14 protein-coding genes are annotated in these 19,312 nt (G+C 66.3%); 6 read left to right on the top strand and 8 right to left on the bottom strand.

All coding sequences use genetic code 11. The annotated features are described in order from the left end of the window. The 3 genes from pgl to glk are packed head-to-tail and all read left to right on the top strand — an operon-like array spanning position 1 to position 2,584. Complete coding sequence (gene pgl, locus BMY12_RS02430) at positions 1 to 717, top strand: 6-phosphogluconolactonase (protein ID WP_093281474.1); 717 nt, start codon at positions 1 to 3, stop codon at positions 715 to 717. Beyond that, the gene (locus tag BMY12_RS02425; protein ID WP_093281471.1) at positions 710 to 1,591 is read left to right on the top strand and encodes an SIS domain-containing protein; all 882 of its coding nucleotides are present in this window, start codon (positions 710 to 712) and stop codon (positions 1,589 to 1,591) included. The genes pgl and BMY12_RS02425 overlap by 8 nt, the downstream gene beginning before the upstream one ends. 15 nt (positions 1,592 to 1,606) lie before the next feature. After that, positions 1,607 to 2,584 carry a glucokinase gene (glk, locus tag BMY12_RS02420; RefSeq protein WP_093281469.1) on the top strand — a complete coding sequence of 326 codons (978 nt, stop codon included), beginning with the start codon at positions 1,607 to 1,609 and terminating at the stop codon, positions 2,582 to 2,584. Positions 2,585 to 2,590: 6 nt separating this feature from the next. On the opposite strand, the gene BMY12_RS02415 is transcribed toward glk, so the two are convergent. The 4 genes from BMY12_RS02415 to BMY12_RS02400 all read right to left on the bottom strand — a co-directional run bounded on the left by BMY12_RS02415 (position 2,591) and on the right by BMY12_RS02400 (position 9,115). Continuing rightward, complete coding sequence (locus BMY12_RS02415) at positions 2,591 to 3,916, bottom strand: MFS transporter (protein ID WP_093281467.1); 1,326 nt, start codon at positions 3,914 to 3,916, stop codon at positions 2,591 to 2,593. 49 nt (positions 3,917 to 3,965) lie between these two features. Continuing rightward, a complete protein-coding gene (locus BMY12_RS02410) occupies positions 3,966 to 4,871 on the bottom strand; it encodes a PfkB family carbohydrate kinase (RefSeq protein ID WP_093281464.1) in 906 nt (301 codons plus the stop codon). Continuing rightward, positions 4,868 to 6,700, bottom strand: coding sequence for an alpha-amylase family glycosyl hydrolase (locus tag BMY12_RS02405; protein ID WP_177188801.1), 1,833 nt, complete (start codon positions 6,698 to 6,700; stop codon positions 4,868 to 4,870). The genes BMY12_RS02410 and BMY12_RS02405 overlap by 4 nt, the downstream gene beginning before the upstream one ends. Positions 6,701 to 6,787: 87 nt before the next feature. After that, positions 6,788 to 9,115 (bottom strand): TonB-dependent receptor domain-containing protein, encoded by a 2,328-nt coding sequence (locus BMY12_RS02400; protein ID WP_093281459.1) that lies wholly within the window; start codon positions 9,113 to 9,115, stop codon positions 6,788 to 6,790. Between the two features lie 244 nt (positions 9,116 to 9,359). Here BMY12_RS02400 and BMY12_RS02395 point away from each other — a divergent pair, with 244 nt between their 5' ends. After that, positions 9,360 to 10,415, top strand: coding sequence for a LacI family DNA-binding transcriptional regulator (locus BMY12_RS02395; protein WP_218140030.1), 1,056 nt, complete (start codon positions 9,360 to 9,362; stop codon positions 10,413 to 10,415). Between the two features lie 158 nt (positions 10,416 to 10,573). Here the strand turns inward: BMY12_RS02395 and gspF are convergent, their stop codons facing one another. The 4 genes from gspF to gspC all read right to left on the bottom strand — a co-directional run bounded on the left by gspF (position 10,574) and on the right by gspC (position 16,328). Beyond that, the gene (gspF, locus tag BMY12_RS02390; protein ID WP_093281457.1) at positions 10,574 to 11,785 is read right to left on the bottom strand and encodes a type II secretion system inner membrane protein GspF; all 1,212 of its coding nucleotides are present in this window, start codon (positions 11,783 to 11,785) and stop codon (positions 10,574 to 10,576) included. A gap of 105 nt (positions 11,786 to 11,890) precedes the next feature. Then, a complete protein-coding gene (gspE, locus tag BMY12_RS02385) occupies positions 11,891 to 13,375 on the bottom strand; it encodes a type II secretion system ATPase GspE (protein ID WP_177188800.1) in 1,485 nt (494 codons plus the stop codon). An 8-nt stretch (positions 13,376 to 13,383) separates the two neighbouring features. Further along, a complete protein-coding gene (gene gspD, locus BMY12_RS02380; protein WP_245732317.1) occupies positions 13,384 to 15,474 on the bottom strand; it encodes a type II secretion system secretin GspD in 2,091 nt (696 codons plus the stop codon). Continuing rightward, positions 15,474 to 16,328 (bottom strand): type II secretion system protein GspC, encoded by an 855-nt coding sequence (gene gspC / locus BMY12_RS02375; RefSeq protein ID WP_093281449.1) that lies wholly within the window; start codon positions 16,326 to 16,328, stop codon positions 15,474 to 15,476. Before gspC ends, gspD begins: the two co-directional genes overlap by 1 nt. Before the next feature lie 142 nt (positions 16,329 to 16,470). Here gspC and clpS point away from each other — a divergent pair, with 142 nt between their 5' ends. Then, on the top strand, positions 16,471 to 16,794 hold the full coding sequence (clpS, locus tag BMY12_RS02370) for an ATP-dependent Clp protease adapter ClpS (RefSeq protein ID WP_093281446.1): 324 nt from the start codon (positions 16,471 to 16,473) through the stop codon (positions 16,792 to 16,794). Positions 16,795 to 16,836: 42 nt separating this feature from the next. After that, the gene (gene clpA / locus BMY12_RS02365; protein ID WP_093281444.1) at positions 16,837 to 19,110 is read left to right on the top strand and encodes an ATP-dependent Clp protease ATP-binding subunit ClpA; all 2,274 of its coding nucleotides are present in this window, start codon (positions 16,837 to 16,839) and stop codon (positions 19,108 to 19,110) included. Positions 19,111 to 19,312: the final 202 nt, after the last annotated feature.

Here is a 19,312-nt window from a genome sequence, read left to right as displayed (position 1 = left end):
ATGTCGACGAGTCTGTCCCTGCCGGCGCCGCTGCGCCTGCGCACCGCGCGCGATGCCGCCGAGCAGGCGCAGCAGCTGGCGCAGGACATCGCCGGGCTGATGCGCGAAGCGCTGGCCGCGCGCGGCCATGCCAGCCTGCGCCTGTCCGGCGGCCGCAGCCCGGTGGCGTTCTTCAAACTGCTGAGTCTGGAGGCGCTGGACTGGTCGCGCGTGACGATCGGCCTGGTGGATGACCGCTGGGTGGCCGATACCCATGCCGACAGCAACGCACGCCTGCTGCGCGAGCATCTGCTGCAGAACGCGGCGGCGGGCGCGAAGTTCGTGCCGCTGGTCAATGCCGCCGCCACGCCCGAGCAGGGGCTGGACGAGGCGCGCGCCCTGCAGCGCCGCGAACTGCCCGACTGCGATGTGCTGGTGCTGGGTCTGGGCGAGGACGGTCATACCGCCTCGCTGTTTCCCGATGCGGTGGAAACGCCGGCGGCGATGCGTGCCGACAATACCGCGTTCGTCGCGGCCGTGCGCCCCACGCGCGCGCCGCATGCGCGCATCAGTCTGACGCTGCCGGCGGTGCTCGCCGCGCGCCAGCTGCTGCTGCCGGTCCAGGGGCCGGTGAAGCGCGCGGTCCTGCAGCGTGCGCTGAGCGCGCCGCCCAGCGAGCTGCCGGTGGCGGCGGTGCTGTACGGCGGTACGCCGCTCACCGTCTACGACTGTGACTGAGGCGCGTCCGCTCCCGGCCCAGAATGCGCTGCTGCTGCGCATCGCCGCCAGCCGCGAGCAGCTGCGTCCCAGCGAGCGCAACGTCGCCGATTTCGTGCTGCTGCAGCCATCCGAGGTCTTGCATCTGTCGATTGCCGAACTCGCCGCCCGCGTCGGCGTGAGCCAGCCCACCGTGGCGCGCTTCGCCGCCGGTCTGGGCTTCTCCGGATTCCGCAGCTTCAAACTGAGTCTCGCGCAGAGCCTGGGCGAGGGCGCGCCGCTGGTGCATCAGGATGTCGCCGCCGGCGACGGCACCGAGCAGGTGATCGGCAAGGTGTTTGATCGCGCGCTGGGCGCCTTGCTGGCCCTGCGTCAGCGCCTGCCGGTGACGGCGGTGGAGGCGGCGGTGAACGCCATTGCCGGCGCGCGCCGCGTGGAGTTCTATGGTCTGGGCAATTCCGGCATCGTCGCCCAGGATGCCCAGCACAAGCTGTTCCGCTACGGGCTCAACACCGCCTGCTACAGCGACAGCCACAGCATGGCGATGGCCGCCGGCGTCTTGCAGAATGACGATGTGGTGCTGGCGATTTCCGCCAGTGGCCGCAGCAGCGAGCTGTGCGCGGCGGCGGAGATCGCACGCGAATCCGGGGCCTGCGTGATTGCGCTGACCACCGCCGCTTCGCCGCTGGCGCGTCGCGCCGCGATTCTGCTGCCGGCCGATGTGCCGGAGGATCCGGATTTGCAGGCACCGATGGTGTCGCGCCTGGCGCATCTGATGGTGCTCGATGTGCTGGCGGTGGCGCTGGGCCTGAAGCTGGGTCCGGCGGCGGCCGAGCGCCTGCAGCGCAGCAAGCAGGCGCTGCGAGCACGGCGCATCCGTGAAACCGACAGCTGAAACAAGGACGCGATCATGAACCCGCAGCGCGAAAATCCGGATTTGCTGGTGGCGGATATCGGCGGCACCAATGCCCGCTTTGCGCTGGCGCGTGAAGCCGGTGCGCATATCGAGCTGGAGGCGGTGCAGGAGCTGCACACCGCCGACTTCGCCTCGCTGGCCGATGCCCTGCGCCATTACCTCGCCGGCATCGGCCGCGCGGCCCCGACGCGCGCGGTGCTGGCGGTGGCGGCGCCGGTGGCGGGTGATGAGATCGTCATCACCAACAATCCCTGGCGGTTTTCGATTCCGCAGCTGCGCCAGCAGTTGCAGCTGGCGCAACTGCGCCTGATCAACGACTTCGCCGCCGTGGCCTATGCGGTGACGCGCCTGCCGCCGCAGCATCTGCTGGCCCTGGGCGAAGTGGCGGCGCCGCCCGTGCGCGGCGCCGAGGCGCGCTATGCCGTGCTCGGTCCCGGCACCGGCCTGGGCGTGGCGCATCTGCTGCTCCGCCAGCATCAGGCCATCGTCATCGAAACCGAAGGGGGACACGTGGGCTTTGCGCCGGGCAGCGCCGAGGAACGCGAGGTGCTGCGCGTATTGCTCGACGAATTCCCGCGCGTGTCCTGGGAGCGCCTGCTGTCCGGGCCGGGCCTGGTGAATCTGTATCGTGCGCTGGCCACGACGCGCGGTGTGAATGCGCAGGTCCTGCAGCCGGCCGAAATCACGCAGCGCGCGGCCGGCGGCACGGATGCGCTGGCCCTGCACACCGTGGAATTGTTCTGCGCCTTGCTGGGCGCATTCGCCGGCGATGTGGTGCTGGGCAGCGGAGCCTGGGATGGGGTGTATCTGGCCGGCGGCGTCACGCCGCGTCTGCTGCCCTGGCTGCAGAAAGAGGCCTTCCGCAACCGCTTCGAGGCCAAGGGTCGCTTCAGTGCCTTGCTCAGCCGCGTCCCCACGCAGCTGATCACGCACCCGCATACCGGCTTGCTGGGCGCCGCGGCGGCGGCCTGAGGCAGCTCAGGCGCCGCGCAGCTGCGCGCTGGGCGTGCCTGCGCGCACCAGCAGACCGCAGGCGGCGGCGGCCAGCATCAGCAGGCCGGCCAGACGGATCACCTGACGCGGATCGCCGTCCAGCAGCCGATGGTAGATCAGCGGCAGCGTGAAGATCTGGATCAGCATCGGAATCACGATGTAGAGATTGAAGATGCCCATGTACACGCCGGTGCGCTGCGGCGGCAGGCTGTCGGCGAGCATCACGTAAGGATTGCCCATGATGCTGGCCCAGGCCAGACCGATGCAGGCCATGGGCAGCAGCAGCAGCGCCTGGCTGTGGATGGCGGGAATGCTCCACATGCCGATGCCGGCGGCGAGCAGGCAGAGGCTGTGCACGCTGCGTGCGCCGAAGCGTTGTGCATAGCGCGCCAGCGCAAAAGCACTCAGAAACGCCACGAAGTTGTAGAAGGCGCCGATCTGGCCGGTGATCAGCCCTGCCTCGCGAAAGCCGGCGCTGCCGGCGTCCCCGGTGTCGAACAGGGTCCGCGCCAGCGACAGTGTGATGTACTGCCAGTAGCAGAACATCGCATACCACTGGCAGAGCATCATCGGCGCCAGCTGGCGCATGGTCGGCGGCATCTCGCGCAGCGCCGCAAACACCTCACGCAAGGTCGCCGCCAGGCCGCTGGCGCGCGCGCGCAGCTCGGCGAGCTGCGCTGCACTCAGTGGCGGCTCGGGCGTGCTGCGCACGGTCCACAGGATGGTGACGATGGAAATCACCGCGCCGATCATGAAGGCCGCATACGTGATCAGCGGAATGTGATTGCCGCTGAGCGCGTCCTTGGGCATGCCCAGCAGCACCAGTAGGCTGGGTGTGAGATAGGCCAGGGTCTGGCCCAGACCGGTGAAGGCGCTCTGCGTGAGAAAGCCCAGCGGTCGCTGCGCCGGTGGCAGGCGGTCGCTGACGAAGGCGCGATACGGCTCCATGGTGATGTTGTTGCCGGCGTCCAGCAGCCAGAGCAGACCGGCGGCGGCCCATAGCGTGGGACTGAAGGGCATGGCCAGCAGACAGAGGCTGCAGAGGATGGCGCCGATCAGGAAGTAGGGCGTGCGCCGGCCCAGGCGGCTGGTGTTGCGGTCGCTCAGCGCACCGATGATCGGCTGCACCAGCAGGCCGGTCATCGGTCCGGCCAGCCACAGATACGGCAGGCTGGCCTCGTCGGCGCCCAGATAGCGATACAGCGGACTCATGTTGGCCTGCTGCAGGCCGAAGCTGTACTGGATGCCGAAGAAGCCCAGATTCATGCTGAGAATCTGGCGCAGGCGCAGCGGCGGCATCGGCAGGCTCATTCAAGGACCTCGTCGGCGGAAAAGGCGCGCGGCAGTATCGCGCAGTGCTTCAGGCGCAGCGCAATGCCCAGGCTTGGCGCCAGGGCTTGTAGAAGTCCAGCGAATCGGGCACCGCGCCGCGAATGCCGCAGATCGCGCTGGCAAAGGCCGTGGCGCGTTGCAGCGCCTGCGGCAGCGGCCAGCCGCGCCGTTGCGCGCAGAGCATCACGGCGGCAAAGGCATCGCCGGCACCGACGGTGTCGACCAGTCTGTCCTGCGCAGGTGCCGCCACTTCCTGGCGCCGGCCTTCGCTGTCCAGACTCCAGGCGCCGTGGGCACCGCAGCTGACCAGCAGCTGGCCGATGCCGAGCTGACCCAGCAGTGCCCTGGCGGTGCTGGACGGCAGGCAGAGCTGTTGCTGCAGCAGCCGCAGCTCCGTTTCGTTGAGCTTGAGCGTGCTGCAGCCACGCAGGCTGGGCAGCGCTTCCGCCAGTGGCAGCTGGTTTTCGCGCCAGTTCAGATCGCAGAAGCCGGGACCGCGATGTTCGCGGCGCAGCTGCGCCAGACTCAGTCGCGAGCCCGCAGCGCGCTGTGCCAGGCTGCCGAAGTAGAGCGTCGCGCCAGCGGCCGCGCGGGCGGCGGCCAGGGCCGGCGCGGCCTCGATGGCGTCGTAGGCGCGTGCTTCCAAAATCTCGAAACGATGTTCCCCGCCGGCTGTCGCATGCACGCGCACCCGTCCGCTGCCCAGATGCGGATCCAGCTGCAGCGCGTCCTCGGACAGGCCGAAGCGGGCGAACTCGGCGCGGATCAGCTCGCCGACGGCATCCCGGCCGATGCGCGTGATCAGCAGGGGTTTGAGGCCCAGGCCGGCGAGATGGCGCGCGACATTCAAGGGGGCGCCGCCCACCACCGTGCGTTCCTCGAACTGATCGACGAGTGCTTCGCCGAACAGCAGGACCTCGTAGGGATCGCTCATCTGCGCTGCATCCAGAGCATTTCCCAGGGCAGCAGCGCCTCGTCACTGGCCGCGGCCTGCGCGCGCCACAGCAGATGCCAGTCCGAGGCCGGCATGTTCAGCTCCGCGCGCAGCGAAGACAGCGGCAGCGGCCGCGAGGAAAAATTGGCGAGCACCCGCAGCGAAGCGTCGCGCTCGAAGGCCAGCAGCGCCGGTTCCTGGCTGCGCAGCAGCTGTCGCGGCGCGTTCGCGGCCAGTTCCGGCAAGGCGGCACGCAGCTGGATCAGCTCGCGCAAGGCCTGGTAGGAGCGCCCGGAGGGCTGCTGCGCATCGTGGCGCTGCGCCAGACGTGTGCTGTCCAGAACCGGACGCTGCAGCCAGCGGCCATCGGCGGCGGCGCGGGCCTGCGCACTGTCGGCACTGTCATTGGTCTGCGCCAGCTCATCGCCCATGTAAATCACCGGCAGTCCGCCGAAGCTGAAGGCCAGGCCGTAGAGCAGCAGCAGGCGGCGCAGCGCCAGCTCGGTGTCCTGCGCATCCCGCGCGCGCTCAAAACCCAGCAGGGAAGCGCTCATGCCATTGCTGCCGTGCGCGGCCTTGGGATCGTCGCTCTGGAAGGCCGCGCCCTGCGCATAACTGCGCGGATCGCGGCCGTTGTAGAAAGCCGAGACGGCGTGCAGTTCATGACTGCCGGAACCCATGCGACGGTAGTCGTTGGCCAGGACCTGCCAGCCGATGTCGTCGTGACAGCGCACATAACAGAGCCAGCTGGCCGGCATCGGCAGCGTCGGCGTGCTCGCCATCACCTCGCGCAGGATGTCGCTGCGCTCCTGCGCCAGCGCCGCCCAGCCCGCCGCCATCAGACTGCTGTGATAGGCCAGATGGCATTCATCGCCGGCGCCGAAGTACGGCGGCAGTTCCTGGCTGGGCACGATGGCCTCGGCCAGCAGCAGGCAGCCCGGGGCGACGAGTTCGATCAGGCCGCGCAGCGCCTTGAGCAGTACATGCACCTCGGGCAGGTTCTGGCAGCTGCTGCCCAGGCGTTTCCAGAGAAACGGTGCCGAATCCAGGCGAAACACCTCGATGCCGCGATTGGCCAGCTGGAGCAGGGCATCGGCCATGGCCGCGAACACCTGCGGATTGGCGTAGTTCAGATCCCACTGATAGGGATAGAACGTGGTCCACACCCAGGCGCCGAGCGCTGTCACGTAGGTGAAATTGCCGGGCGCGCTGTGCGGGAAGACCTGATTCAGATGGCGCTCGTACTGTGCGCATTGCGCCTGATCGTCGAACAGATGAAAGAAGGCGCGATGCTGCGCATCACCGCTTCTGGCCGCCTGTGCCCAGGGGTGATCGTCGGCGACGTGATTGAGCACGAAGTCGGCGCAGAGGCTGATGTCCGCTTCGCGCAGGGCGGCGGTGAGCGCTTCCAGATCGGCCATGCTGCCCAGGGACGGCTCCACCGCCTCGAAGCTGGAAACCGCAAAGCCGCCGTCGTTGTCCTGTGCGCGCATCTTGAGGAACGGCAGCAGATGCAGATGGCGCACCCCCAGTTCACGCAGGTAGTCGATGCGCTGGGCAAGGCCCTGCAGATCGCCGGCGAAGCGATCGACGTAGGCGCAGTAGCCCAGCATCCGCTCGTGAGCAAACCAGTCGGGTGCAGCCTGCCGGCGCGCGTCCAGCGCTCGCAGGGCCGCGCTACGTTGCGCATGGCGATGGCCGGCTTGCCGGAGCAGCTGCGCGAACCAGTTTTCAAAATCCGCATGCCGGCCGTAGAGGCTGTAAAGACAGGCATGCAGCTTGTCGCGGTGCACGGCCAGACGTGCCGTGTATTCGTCCTCCGCGTTCATCTGTTTTTGCCCATCCATGAGGCCGACCTTGTAAAAGAAGGAGCGCAGCGCAGGGGACTGCCACCGCGCTCCCAACACTGCATGCGCCTAGAACCGGTACTTGAGACTGGCCTTCATCGAGCGGCCATCGATGGCGCGCGCTGCCTGGCGGCCATCGTTGGATTCGGTGTAGCCCAGCGTGTCGAAAAGATTGTTCGCGCTCAGCGCCAGCTCCGTGTTCGTCACCAGCTGATAGCTGGCGAAGGCGTTCACCACCAGATACGAGGGCAGGGTGACGCTGAGCGCTCCGGCCGGGCCGTCGTCCTTGGCGCTGCCGGTGCCGACCAGGCTGGCGCCCAGCATCAGCTCGCCGATGGCGTAGGAGGGTGTGAGCTGATACACCAGCCTGGCCTGACGCTTGGGGGCCTTGCCGATCAGCGCGGGGCTGGTGGAATCCTTCACCTCGGCATCGGTATAGGTCAGGCCGCCGCCCAGGCTGAAGCCGCCGAGCCGGTAACCCAGCTCCAGCTCCACACCCTTGGCGTCGTAGCGGTTGGCGCTACCCTTCTGCGTGGTCACGTCGAAATTGCTTTCGTCGGTCTTGGCCTGGAAGAAGGTGAGGAAGCTGCTCAGATCCTGATGACGCCACTTCACACCGGCCTCGGTCTGCTTGATCTCGTTGACCGGCACCGGCGAGGAACCATCCACCTGCGCGGCGGCGTGGAAGAAAGTGATGCGGTCGGCGTTGAAGGCAACGCCGTCGCTGTAGCGCGCGAACAGTGCCAGATCGTTGCTGAGGCGGTAGTTGGCGCCCACCGAATACGAGTTGTGGTCCACCTCGTAATCGATCGCACGCGCCTTGCTCAGGTCGTACTGCGTGGCGCCGCTGCCGGCAAAGCCAAGCTGGTTATAGCTGCCGGTGGCTTTCTGCTTGTCGCGGCGCAGACTGCCGTCCAGGTTCAGCGCACCGAAGTTCAGGCTCAGGGCCGCATACGGCGAGGTGCTGCGGTACTGCGAATCCTGGGTGTTGGAACAGCAGCCACCAAAAGCCACCGTGCCATTGCTTGCGTCATTGAGCATGGCCGGCTTGTTGCCGCTGGCTTCGAGCAGGTACTGGTTGAAGTTCCAGGTGACGGCGAGATTCTGCGTGGCGGTGTAGATACCCGCGCTGGCCTTCACCGTGGCCTCGCCGAGGTTCAGGCTTTTCTCCAGCTTCAGGTCGTTGGCGGTGAGGCCCAGATCATCCAGCGAGGTGTTGAACACCACGGCGTGGAAGGCCGGGCCGTTGTAAGCCTGGCCGGCCTTGGGGCCGGTGAGGTAGGTGGTGCTGACGCTGGCCGGATCATCGCCCGGGAAGATGCCGATGAAGCGACCGCTGTTGCTGGCGTGGCTGAACTTCTCCGACAGCGACCAGCCCTGGCCCAGATCGAACTGCGCGTCCACGCCGATGGCATCGGTCTTGGCGGTGAGGCCGTCGTTGATGTCGGACAGCACGCGTGTGTTGTCGCGCGCCAGCGTGGCGTCGAGCTGCCAGTACGGCGAGTAGAAGCTGGCCTTGCGCGGGTCGATGCCGGGACGCCGGGAGATCTTGCCGCTGCTGCTGAACTGCACCGGCACCGGCAGATAGGTGGGCGAGTGATCGTCCAGATGCTTGAAGCTGACCGTGACCGAACCGTTTTCGAAATCGTGCGTGAAATTGCCGCGCAGCTGACCGCCTTGTTCGATGCCCACCCCGCCGTTGCGCATGCCCTCACCGGAGCGGTAGTGTCCGGCGACGAAGAAACGATTGCTGTCTCCGGCAGGACCGCCATAGGCGAGGTCGTAGCGGGTCTGTTCGAAATCCAGGCCATAGCTGATGGCCGCGCTGCCGCCGGGGTGTTCGCCGCGATTGCTGATGAAATTGATGATGCCGCCGGGCGCATTGCTGGCCAGCGTGGACGCCGAGCCGCCGCGAATCACTTCCAGGCGGCTGGTGTAGAGGTCGGTGCGCACGAAGCTGTCGGGCGTGGCGAAGGCGATGTCACCGAACTGCAGGATCGGCAAGCCGTCTTCCTGGTACTGCACATAGCGTGAACCGCCGGCCGAGATCGGCACGCCACGCACCGTGAGATTGGCATTGCTCTCGCCGCCGGAGGATTCCGAGCGCACCCCGGGGATGCTGCGCAGGAGTTCGGCGGTGCTGCTGGCGCCGCTCTGCAGAATCTGTTCGGCGTCCAGGGTGCTCACCGAGACACTGCTGTCCATCTTGGAGGCCTTGGCCAGCGAGGCGGTCACCACCACCTCGTCCAGATCCAGCGGGCCGGTGGCCGCGTCAGCTGTCGGCGCGGTGGCGGCGGGCGGCTCGGCGGCCTCCTGGGCGTGCGCGCTGGCCATCGCGGCCAGGGCCAGGGACAGGGCGGCAGCCCAGGGCGTGACAGTGAAGCACAGGTTTCTCATGAGCATCCTCCGTATTGTTTTGGTCGGGCTCGGTCTAGGGGTCGTTTTGCAGCGCCGGCACCGAAGTGCCCGCTGTGATGAAAACGATTGCATTAAAACGGTAGCCATGCCCGCCGCCATTTTTTAGATCATATTGCAATCGATTGCAAGTCGTATCGTGATTCCTGTCGCCAAGTGCGACACAGTATGCAGTCGGAGCCGCTTTGTAGAATGCCGCCAAGCGACTGAACACGGTCTGGGACTCATGCCTGACAAATCGAGCAAGCGAGAGAAGGCGCAGCAGGAACTGCCGGCGGCAAGCCGGCGCCTGCAGATGGCCGATATCGCCCGTATGGCGGGAGTTTCGGTGTCCACCGTTTCCCGGGCGCTGGCCGGCAGCCAGCTGATCAACGAGCAGACGCGGCAGCGCATCGCCGATCTGGCGCGCTCCCTGAACTACTCCATCAATGCCGGCGCGCAGAGCCTGCGCACGCGGCAGAACCGCACGGTGGCGGTGGTGGTGCCGCTGGACAGCGCCACCCGCCAGCATGTTTCCGATCCCTTCTTCCTGAGCATGGTCGGCAGTCTCGCCGATGCGCTCACCGAGCGCGGGTACGACATGCTGCTGTCGCGTGTCGATGCCGAACATCTGGATGCGGTCAGCCGTCTCTACGACACCGGGCGTGCGGTGGGCATCATCATGATCGGACAGTGGCTGCATCACGATCAGCTCAATGCCATGGCCTTGCGCCGTCTGCCGGTGGTGGTCTGGGGGGCTCAGTTACCGCAGCAACTCTACTGCACGGTCGGCGGCGACAATGTGCTCGGCGGCGCACTGGCCACCGCGCATCTGCTGGAGCGCGGTCGTCGTCGCATCGCGTTCTTCGGCGATGCGCGTTTTCCTGAAGTGGCGCAGCGTCTCGAAGGCTTCCTGCTCGCGCATCAGCGCGCCGGTCTGACGGTGCCGGAGCAGCTCAAGCTGTCGGTGGCTTTTGCCGAGGACAGCGCCCGCGCCGCGCTCAAGCACCTGCTCGATGCGCAGATTGCCTTCGACGCCGTGTTCGCCTGCAGCGATCTGCTGGCGATGACTGTGATCAACGGTCTGCGTGCCGTGGGCAAGCGTGTGCCGGATGATGTGGCCGTGACCGGCTATGACGATATCGAACTGGCGCGCTATTTCCATCCGGAGCTGAGCACGGTGCGCCAACCGGTGGTCGATGCCGGTCGCGCGCTGGTCGATCAGCTCTTGAAGATCGTCGCCGGCGAAACGCCCGAGTCGGTGATGCTGCCCACGGAGCTGGTGGTACGCGCCACCAGCTGAGCACTGCCAAGGCGCGGTCGGTCGTTACTTGACCAGCTGGTTCAGATCGAAAATTGGGTGACGCGGCGCGCTGACGAAGCCAGGCTTCGTGCGCCGCTGAACGCCCCGCCATGGATGGCGAGGCAGGACTCAAGCGCCATGGATGGCTCGCAGCCGGCTCACTTGACGAGTTGGTTCAGGTCGAAAATCGGTACCAATATCGCCAGCACGATCAGCAGCACGATGCCGCCCATCACCACGATCAGGGCCGGCTCGAAAATGCTCACCGTGGTGGCCACCAGCAGCTCCACCTCGCGCTCCTGATTCTCCGCCGAGCGGTTGAGCATCTCGTCGAGCTTGCCGGAGGATTCGCCGCTGGCAATCAGATGCACGGTGATTGGCGGGAACAGCTTGCTGGCAGCCAGCGAGCGCGACAAGGGGGCCCCTTCGCGCACCTTGATCGCCGCCTCGTTGATCGCCTCGCGCATCGGCAGATTGCCCACCACCTGGGTGCCGATGCGCATGGCATCCAGAATCGGCACGCCCGAGCCGAACAGAATGCCCAGGGTGCGCGTGAAGCGGCCGGTGTTGCTGCCGCGGGTGAGCCGGCCCACCAGCGGCATGCGCAGGATCAGCGCATGCACGCGGCGTTTGAAGGCCTCGCCGCGCATCATGCGCAGGAAGACGAAGATGCCCAGGCCCAGCAGCAGCAAGAGATACAGGCCGAATTCGCGCAGGAATGCGGAGATCGCAATCAGCGCGCGCGTCAGCACCGGCAGCTGCGCGTCGATGCTGGTGAACACCTCCACGACCTGCGGCACCACGTAGGTGAGCAGGGCCACGATCACGGTGATGGCGACCAGGGTCAACATCACCGGATAGATCAGCGCCAGACTGACTTTCTGGCGCAGGACCTGCCGGCGCTCGACGTAGTCGGCGAGCCGTTCGAGGATGTGATCGAGCTTGCCCGACTGCTCGCCGGCTTCCACGGTGGCGCGGAACAGGGCCGGAAAGGCATTGGGAAACTGGTTGAGCGAATGCGCCAGGGTGTTGCCTTCCACCACGCCGGCGCGCACGCCCAGCGCCACGCGTTTCACGCGCTTGCTCTCGCTCTGCTCCGACACGGCGGTGAGCGCCTCGTCCAGCGGCAGGCCGGAGCGCACCAGAATCGCCAGCTGGCGGGTGAACAGCGACAGCTCCGCGCCGCTGATGCCGCCGCGCTGGAAGGGGCTGCCCGCGCCGCCGCGTTTCTCGGCGACTTCCTGCACCTGCAGCGGCGACAGGCCGCGCTCACGCAGCAGCTGGCGGGCATGACGCGGCGTATCGCCTTCGATCAGGCCGTGCTTCTCGCGGCCCTGGGCGTCGAGTGCGGTGTATTCGTAGGCGGCCATTTAACGCGAGGCTTGAGAGGCGGGCCGGCGCTTGGCGGGCGGGCACAACGCAGCGATCGCGCCGCACCGGCCTGCTTGCTGTCGCGCCTCAGGCCTCACGTACCGTCACTCCTCGATCGTCACGCGCAAGACCTCGCGCAGCGTGGTGTGGCCGGCGATCACCTTGTTGCGCCCGGATTGCAGGATGCCGGGGCTGTTCTTGCGGGCGTAGGCTTCCAGCTGCTGCTCGGAGGCGTTGTCGTGAATCATCGCCTCCAGGGTGCGGTCCACTTCGATCACTTCATGGATGCCGCTGCGCCCGAAGTAGCCGGTGTGACGGCACTGCGCGCAGCCCACCGCCTTGTACAGGGTCAGCGGCTGCGCCGGGTCCAGACCCAGCTGTTCCTTCTCGGCGATCGGCGCCTCGTAAGCCTGCTTGCAGTGGGCGCAGAGCTGGCGCACCAGGCGTTGCGCCACCAGACCGATGAGCGAGGAGGAGAGCTGGTAAGGCTCCACGCCCATGTCGCGCAGACGCGTGACCGCGCCGACCGCGGTGTTGGTGTGCAGGGTCGAGAGCACCAGATGGCCGGTCTGCGAGGCCTGCACCGCAATCTCGGCGGTTTCCAGATCGCGGATTTCACCGACCATCACCACGTCCGGGTCCTGGCGCAGAATCGCGCGCAGGCCGCGTGCGAAGGTCATTTCCACCTTGGTGTTGACCTGAGTCTGGCCGACGCCGTCGATGTAGTACTCGATGGGGTCTTCCACGGTCATGATGTTACGCGAGCGGTCATTGAGCACCGACAGCGCCGAGTACAGGGTGGTGGTCTTGCCCGAGCCGGTGGGGCCGGTGACCAGCAGAATGCCGTAAGGGTGGTGGATGATGCGCTTGAGCGCGGCGATGGCGGCCTCATCCAGGCCCAGCTGCTCCAGATCGAGCTTCTCGGCCTGCTTGTCGAGGATACGCATCACCACGCGTTCCTGATTGGTGCCGGTGGGAATGGTGGAGACGCGCACGTCCACCTTGCGGCCGCCGAAGCCGCGCGAGATGCGGCCGTCCTGCGGCAGACGCTTTTCGGCGATGTCGAGCTTGGCCATCACCTTGATGCGCGAGACCAGGCGCGGCGCCAGCTGGCGCGGCGGTGACATCACCTCGCGCAGCACGCCGTCGACGCGAAAGCGGATCTGCAGGCGCGACTCGAAGCTTTCGATGTGGATGTCCGAGGCGTTCTCGCGGATGGCTTCCACCAGCAGGCCGTTGATGAACTTGATGACCGGCGCATCGTCGTCGCTGTCCAGCAGGTCCTGGTTTTCCTGCAGGGCCTGGGCCAGCGCGTCGAGATCGGCCTCGTCGTCCTGCAGGCGGTCCATCAGGCTGGCGGTGGCGGCGGTCTGGCCCTCGTAGGTGCGCGAGAGCAGGGCGTCGAAGCTGGCGGCGTCCACGCTCTGCAGCTTCAGCGGCCGGCCGACGTAGCGGCGCGTCTCCTGCACCGCGTCCAGGCTCGTGCCCGGGCGGATCACGGCCAGCACCTGCTCGCCCAGATCCTCGGTGACGATCAGGCCGTGACGCTTGGCAAAGGTGAAGGGCGGACGACGCAGCGGCGCTTGCATGCGCAGTCTCAGTTGCCGGACTTGGCGTCGCTGGGCGGCGCCTGCAACGCACCGGGCCCGGCGCTGCTGGCGGCAGGCGGCGGCGCTTCGTTGCTGCTCGGCGCGCGATCCTTCAGGTAGTCGTCATAGGGCTTGAGCAGCGGATTGGTCTTGCCGCCGCCGCGGTTGGCGGCATCGACCAGACTCTGGCGCACGCCGTCGTACTTGATGCGCGTGTAGTAATCGATGTCGGCCGCCTTGCGCAGAATGGTCGGCCGGATGAACAGCATCAGGTTCTGCTTGGACTTCTTGACGCTGTTGCTGCGGAACAGGCCGCCGATCAGCGGAATGTCGCCCAGCAAGGGAATCGCGGTCTGGCTGGATTGCAGCTGATCGTCGATCAGGCCGCCGATCACCAGGATCTGGCCGTTCTCGATGCCCACCACATTGCTCAGCGTGCGCTTGTTGGTGATCAGATTGGCCGAGCCGGCGGCGCCGCTGGCGATGCCGGAAGTCTCCAGATTGATCTTGAGCTTGATGGTGTCGCCCACGCCGCTGATCTGCGGTGTCACCGACAGCGTCAGGCCGACATCCTTGCGGTTGATGGTCTGGAAGGGATTGACCACGCCGGTGGCGCTGGTGGTGCCGGTGTTGGCGTAGCTGCCGGACAGGAAGGGCACTTCCTGGCCGACCGAGAACTTGGCTTCCTCGTTGTCCAGCGTCACCAGCGAGGGCGTCGACAGCACATTGGTGTCACCGTCGCTGCGCATGGCCTGAATCAGTGCGCCGAAGATGGTGTTGCCGGTGGTGGAGCCGATCACCATGTTGCCGCCGCTGGTGAGCGCGCCGGCGGCGGCGCCGATCAGCGCGTTGTTGCTGCTGCTGGAACTGCTGGTGCTGGCGGCAGCGCTGCCGAGGCTGCTCAGGGCACTGGACACGGAGCTGCTCAGAATGCCGGCGGCGGCGATGCGGTCGGGGTTGTACACCGCCCAGTTCACGCCGACGTCGCGCTGCTTGTTGGCACTGACTTCCGCGATGATGCCTTCCACCAGCACCTGCGCACGCTGGATGTCCAGCTGCGCGATCACGTCGCGGATCTGGCGCATGGCCTTGGGCGCGGCGGTGATGATCAGCGAGTTGGTGTCCTTGTCGGCGAGCACGCGCGAATCGCCGTTGCCGCCTCCGCTGCTGCTGGAACTGGCGGCCGGCGTGCTGGGCGCTGCAGCGCCGGATGTGCCGCCGGCGCTGTCGGCCTTCTTGATCTGCTGGGCATAGCCTTCCAGGATCGGCGCGAGGTTCTCGGCGCTGGCGTAGCGCAGATACACCACCTGGGTGCTGCCGCCGTCGGGCAGCTCCACATCCAGCTCCTTGACCACCGCGATCAAACGGTCGCGGTCGGTCTTGTCGCCGCCGATCAGGATGCTGTTGCTGCGCTCGTCGGCGATCACCATCGGCTTGTTGGCGGCAGCATCGCCCTGCTTGACGTCCTGCTGCAGCATCGAGGTCAGCACACGCACGGTGTCGGCCGCCGAGGCGTATTTCAGATGCAGCTTTTCGATGTCGCGGTCGCCGGCCTGATCCATCTGCGCGATCAGCTTGCCCAGGCGCGCGACGTTGGCGGCGCGGTCGGAAATGATCAGGGTGTTGTTGGCCTGATACGCGGCCAGATGTCCCCATTGCGGAATCAGGGGACGCAGAATCGGCACCAGCTGCGTGGCGCTGACGTTCTGCAGCTGATAGACATGGGTGACCACGTCGTCGCGCGGCAGGCCGCTGCCGTCGGAGGTGTAGGGGCTGGCTTCCTGACGGACGTTGGCCTCGGGGATGATCTTGATCGTGTTGCCCGCCGGCACCGCCGCAAAACCGTTGACCTGCAGCACCGCCAGGAAGGTTTCGTAGAGTGCGTTGGCATTCATCGGCGAGGCCGAGACCACCGTGACCTTGCCCTTGACGCGGTTGTCGACGATGAAGTTCTTGCCGGTGACATCGCTGACCGTGGCGATCAGGGTGCTGATGTCGGCGTCCTTCAGGTTCAGCGTGATATCGGCACGGGCCGGCGCCGTGACCAGGCAGGCCAGAGCCAGCAGCGCGCCTGCAAACGCTTTGCGCATAGTCGTCATTAGTTGAAATTCAGGTTTAGGAGCTGGCTCTGCCCGCCGCGTTCGATGGTCACCGACGCCGATCCGACCTTGGCCATGTCGGTCAGGGTCTGCAGGGCTTTCTGGCTATCGTCCAATTGTATGCCATTGACCGCGGTGACCAGATCGCCGGGGCGCAGGCCCAGATTGTTGAAGGCCTCGCGTTCGCGGCCTGGATAGATGCGGAAGCCGCGCATCGCGCCGTTGACCATGGCCGGCTGCACGCGGATGTACTGCGCCGCCTTGCTGGGGTCGGCCATGATCTGGTCGCGGATCTGTCCGAGCTGCGAGCCGGCGGCGCTGCTGACGTTCTGATCCGGGGTGCTGCCTTCGATGGGGGCGTCCTTCTGCAGGCGCAGGGTTTCCAGCACGCCATTGCGCGAGAGCACCACGCGGTCGGCAAAAATCGCCTGCAGCGTCACGCCGCGTATCACCTCGTCGCTGATCGCGTAGGGCTTTTCCTCGCCGTCGGAGCTGCCGATCAGGGCGCGCGAGCCCTCGGGCTTGCTGGACGCCAGGATGCCCAGCAGGGTCAGCGACAGGCGTGTCTCCGGCGCCTCGGCGGCGTCGGCGGCGGTGGGTGCCTGCCAGGTGCCAAACAAATGGCGTTCGGCCAGCGCCTGGACGTCGACCTGACGCGCATCCGGCCGCGATGACGGGGAAATGACGGGCGGCTGCCAGCGGACCTCTGCCGGCAGGGGTATCAGGGACCAGCATAGCCGCGCTGCCAGATGGGCGCTGATAAGCAGCAGGATGAGCGTAGCAGCGGGCGGCAGCTGGCGGCCGTATTGTTCGTACCAGCGGGAGAGCCGCTGCAGGGAGATGGATTGCGCCATGGGCTCGGCATCATACCGGCAGGCGATGACAATGTGTCATCGCTGCTCTTGAGGCTGGAGGAATCGACCCAAATTCAAGATTCATGAAACAGGACAGGAAAAGCATCTTGGCCGCCGGACCGGAAGGGGTAAACTGCGGGACATGAGCAACGAGCTGACACGTCCCGGTGACAACCAAGGTCTGGCGGTGGAGGAGGCCAAGCCCGGCCTCGCGCCCCCGCCCATGTACAAGGTCATCATGATCAATGATGACTACACCCCGATGGAATTCGTGGTCCAGGTTTTGCAGCAGTTCTTCCGGCACAACCGGGAAAAGGCGGTACAGATCATGCTGCAGATTCATACCGAGGGCCGGGGTGTGGCGGGCATTTTTCCCGCCGAGATCGCTGAAACCAAGACTGCGCAGGTCAATGCGTTTGCTCGCAAGAACCAACACCCCCTGCTGACGGTCATGGAGAAGGCGTAAGTCACTTTAGTCTGACGCTGATAAGGCGCGGAGAGTTCGCAAATGTTGAGTGAAGAGCTGCAAAAAGCGCTGGATGCCGCATTCGTCTCGGCCCGCATGCAGGGTCACGAACTGCTCACGGTAGAGCATCTCCTGCTGGCCCTGCTGTCGGATACGCAGGTCGCCGGTGCGCTGAGCGCCGCAGGCGCCGACAGCGAGAAGCTCGAAGCCGCGCTCAAGGACTACATCCAGACCCACATCCAGGCGGTCAAGGAGCTGGAAAAGCACGAGGTGCAGCCCACCTTGTCCTTCCAGCGCGTGCTGCAGCGGGCCATTTACCACGTGCAGGCCGCCGGCAAGAAACAAGTCACCACGCTCAACGTGCTGGTCGCGATCTTTTCGGAAAAGGACACGCACGCCGTGTATCTGCTCGGCGAGCAGGGCGTGACGCGCCTGGATATCGTCAACTACATCTCGCATGGCGTGTCGCGTAACGCCGCGCCGGACAAGCCGGCCGAATCCGAGTCCGGCGAGGAAAGCAGCGAGCGCAGCACCAACCAGAGCCCGCTGGAGCAGTACGCGGTCAACCTCAATGAGCGCGCCGCCGAAGGCAAGATCGACCCCCTGATCGGCCGCGATCTGGAAATCGAGCGGGTGATGCAGACGCTCTGCCGCCGCCGCAAGAACAATCCGCTGCTGGTCGGCGAGGCCGGCGTGGGCAAGACCGCCATTGCCGAAGGCCTGGCCTGGCTGATCGTCGAAGGCAAGGTCCCGGATCTGCTGCGCAACGCCGTGGTGTTCAGTCTCGACCTGGGCAGCCTGATTGCCGGCACCAAGTACCGTGGCGACTTCGAAAAGCGCTTCAAGGCGGTCATCAATGACCTGCAGAAGCGTCCCGGTTCCATCGTCTTCATTGACGAGATCCACATGATCATCGGGGCCGGCGCCGCCAGCGGCGGTGTCATGGATGCCTCAAACCTGCTCAAGCCGCTGCTCGCCTCCGGCGAGATCCGCTGCATGGGCTCGACCACCTACCAGGAATATCGCGGCATCTTCGAAAAGGACCGCGCCCTGGCGCGCCGCTTCCAGAAGATCGACGTGGGTGAGCCCAGCGTGGACGACGCCGTGAAGATTCTCGAAGGCCTGCGCGCCCGCTTCGAGGATCATCACCAGGTGCAGTTCACCCGCGGCGCGCTGCGCTCGGCGGTGGAACTCTCGGCGCGGCACATCACCGACCGCCATCTGCCGGACAAGGCCATCGACGTCATCGACGAGGCCGCCGCGCGTCTGCGTCTGCTGCCGGAGAGCAAGAAGCGCAAGACCGTGCAGGTGCGGGACATCGAAGAAACCGTTGCCCGCATTGCGCGCATCCCGCCCAAGAGCGTCTCGGCCAATGACCGCGACAAGCTCGCCACGCTGGAGCGCGATCTGAAGCTGGTGATCTTTGGCCAGGACACGGCCATCGACCAGCTGACTTCGGCGATCAAGCTCTCGCGTTCGGGCCTGGGCAATCCCGACAAGCCGATCGGCTCCTTCCTGCTCGCCGGTCCCACCGGCGTGGGCAAGACCGAGGTCACCCGTCAGCTGGCGCAGCTGCTGGGCATCGAGATGATCCGCTTCGACATGTCCGAATACATGGAGCGGCACACGGTGTCGCGCCTGATCGGCGCGCCGCCGGGCTATGTCGGCTTCGATCAGGGCGGCCTGCTCACCGAGGCGGTGATCAAGCATCCGCACGCGGTGGTGCTGCTCGATGAAATCGAAAAAGCCCATCCGGATGTGTTCAACCTGCTGCTGCAGGTCATGGACCACGGCACGCTCACCGACAACAACGGCCGCAAGGCGGACTTCCGCAATGTGATTCTGGTGATGACCACCAATGCCGGCGCCGAGGAATCCTCGCGTCGCAGCATGGGCTTCGCCGAGCAGAACCACACCACCGATGCCATGGAAGTGATGCGCAAGATGTTCACGCCGGAGTTCCGCAACCGCCTGGACGCCATCGTGCAGTTCGCGCCGCTGGGCCGCCGCGAGATTCTGCGCGTGGTGGACAAGTTCCTCATGCAGCTGGAAGAGCAGCTGGCCGCCAAGCATGTGCAGCTGGAAGTGGACGAGTCCGTGCGTCTGTGGCTGGCGGATCGCGGCTACGACGTGAAGATGGGTGCCCGCCCGATGGCGCGCGTGATCCAGGAAAGCATCAAGCGTCCGCTGGCCGAGGAACTGCTGTTCGGCAAGCTCGCCAACGGCGGCCGCGTGCACGCGGTGATGGGCGAGAAGGACGAGCCGGTGTTCGAGGTGGAGGCACGCGAGAAGCCGACCACGCTGGAACCGGTCTGAGTTCGCGCCTCTGGCGTCAAACAAAAAAGCCCGCTCATGAGCGGGCTTTTTGTTGGTCATTCCTGCCGCAGCGGGAATCCAGGGTACAGCGCGAACAGCCAGGGTGGCACTCAATCCCCGCTTGCGCCTAGAGGGTTTCGCTACGCGCTTGAGCGATGGATCCCCGCTTGCGCGGGGATGAGTGTGTCGCTGTGCGACAAAC

The sequence above is a fragment of the Solimonas aquatica genome (assembly GCF_900111015.1).
Taxonomy (GTDB): Bacteria; Pseudomonadota; Gammaproteobacteria; order Nevskiales; family Nevskiaceae; genus Solimonas; species Solimonas aquatica.
Note: the sequence above shows the minus strand (reverse complement) of the source record. Positions and strands in the feature narration are given on the sequence as shown.